The organism is Roseibacillus persicicus (assembly GCF_014651675.1).
In the GTDB taxonomy this organism is placed as follows: Bacteria; Verrucomicrobiota; Verrucomicrobiia; order Verrucomicrobiales; family Akkermansiaceae; genus Roseibacillus; species Roseibacillus persicicus.
Genome location: NZ_BMXI01000030.1, coordinates 1 through 1,742, shown reverse-complemented (window position 1 = coordinate 1,742; position 1,742 = coordinate 1). Strand labels below are relative to the sequence as shown.

General features: G+C 49.0%; 2 protein-coding genes. Both read left to right on the top strand.

Annotated features, from left to right (window positions below; translation table 11 throughout):
* Nucleotides 1-195: 195 nt before the first annotated feature.
* A complete protein-coding gene (locus IE099_RS20285; RefSeq protein WP_189574559.1) occupies nucleotides 196-867 on the top strand; it encodes a hypothetical protein in 672 nt (223 codons plus the stop codon).
* A gap of 215 nt (nucleotides 868-1,082) precedes the next feature.
* Nucleotides 1,083-1,541 (top strand): hypothetical protein, encoded by a 459-nt coding sequence (locus tag IE099_RS20280; protein WP_189574557.1) that lies wholly within the window; start codon nucleotides 1,083-1,085, stop codon nucleotides 1,539-1,541.
* Nucleotides 1,542-1,742 lie beyond the last annotated feature (201 nt).

Sequence of the window (1,742 nt, the reverse complement as noted above, 5' to 3'; positions counted from 1 at the left end):
CCTTCTGACTTCGGACCGTCCTGGATAACATACCGCAGCACCACAAATCCGACCGCGCAGGCGAGTTTGGAGTTTGATTGGAGGAGGGGAGGTGGTAGAAGTAGTGAGAGCGCGCTGAGTCGGTCGGATTGGGTGTGCTTGAACGTTCTGCTGAAAAACACTTGTAAATCGGATCCGTAATGCCATTGTGCCTACATGATCCTTTCGCCTGCTATCCTCATCTCCCTTGCACTTGCATTCCAAGCCTCGGGAGCGGTAATCGACACATTTACCACCGGGGATCAAGAGGTTTCATGGCCGCCCGATCATGGTTCGGTGGCAATTACATCCGAGGTTCCAATTTTAGGTAGCTTATTTGACACTCGATTTCTACACTTCAGCGACGGCGGAGTGCAGAGGCTCTCCGTCACAACAAGCGAACAGATTTTGGCGTACGACTTGGGGCCTGATAGCACAGGCTACTTCCAGTTCGGCTATCGCTCTACCACCCCTGTCGATTTGCTAGGTGAAGGTGCTTCGATTCTTCGATTACACTTTGATGGAGGGACGAGTGGGACGGAAGGGAGGCCCTTTTCTGCCAGTTTGGGCCTCGCTACAGAATCGGGTGTTGCTGGATTTTCATGGGATTTCAAGCTATCGACTATTTTTAATGACAATGATGGAGCCTTCGTTGTGGACGTTCCGTTGGTTGAGATAACTGGTGGCGATCTCAGTCAAGTCACTGAATTGACTTTTGATTCAATCCGGATCAGCGGGGGAGCAGGCTTCCGGCTTACTAGGGTTGAGACAATTCCTGAACCTACTCCCATCGTTCTACTCTTGTTTGTTGCGATTCGAATGCTCTTGGTTCGCTCTCGAAGTGAGTAGCCAGTAGATTCTCGACAGCTGACAAAACTAACAAGGCAGAACAAGGCGTGCCAGCTAAGTCCGACCGCTCTTGCGGGTAACTCATTGACAGGAAGTTTGGGGGTGATAGATGTGCTGGGGTGCACTGAGGCGGTCGGCCTAGCTGCACTTGAACGTTGTTGCAGAATTTTACCCGAGATAGATCCGGAGATCAAAATTACGAGTAGGTATTAATCTTGAATCGAAGTGTCGCTGAGGTAAAATCTGCAAAACTAAAACGTTCGCCAAAAATACCTGTGAAAAGTCGACTATACCTGACTGCGGGAGGATTCTTTGTCACGATCCTTGTAATCGGTATTTTGTTTGTTGTTCTTGAATTATTTTCGGGTATCGGTTTCAGTGATCGAGAAGACGCGGACGTTCATTTCGGCGTGATTCGTTGGAAGCAGGGCGATGTGGGCTTTGCTGATTACGCATCTTTGCCAGGATCCTATAATTGGAAGCTTCAATGGGAAGGCGACAATGATGAGAAACTGGTTATGATGGAAATCGGTAATCAGGATTCACCAAGCTGTAAGATTGGACCGGATGGAAATCTCCACGTGACATACGGCAATGGGCAATACATTTCAGTATTCGGCGACGCTACGAGGAACCCTTTAGAGACGATTATCAGTAGTTCGAACAGATATTGACCTCGAAGCAATGGGCGAACAATGCGCAGCACCACAAATCCGACCGCGCTGGCGAGTTGGTGGTTGCTTGGTGAAGGGGACGTGGTGGAAGTATTGAAAGCGCGCTGAGTCGGTCGGATTGGGTGTGCTGCTATGAGGCTTTTATTGTCGAGTGTGTTTTCTCGGTTTTTTAGTTGGTGAGGTTTGAAAGATTAAAGAGAT

Excerpts from the sequence above, each read along its gene's own strand:
- IE099_RS20285 (WP_189574559.1), top strand. The coding sequence starts at position 196 with ATGATCCTTTCGCCTGCTATCCTCATCTCCCTTGCACTTGCATTCCAA.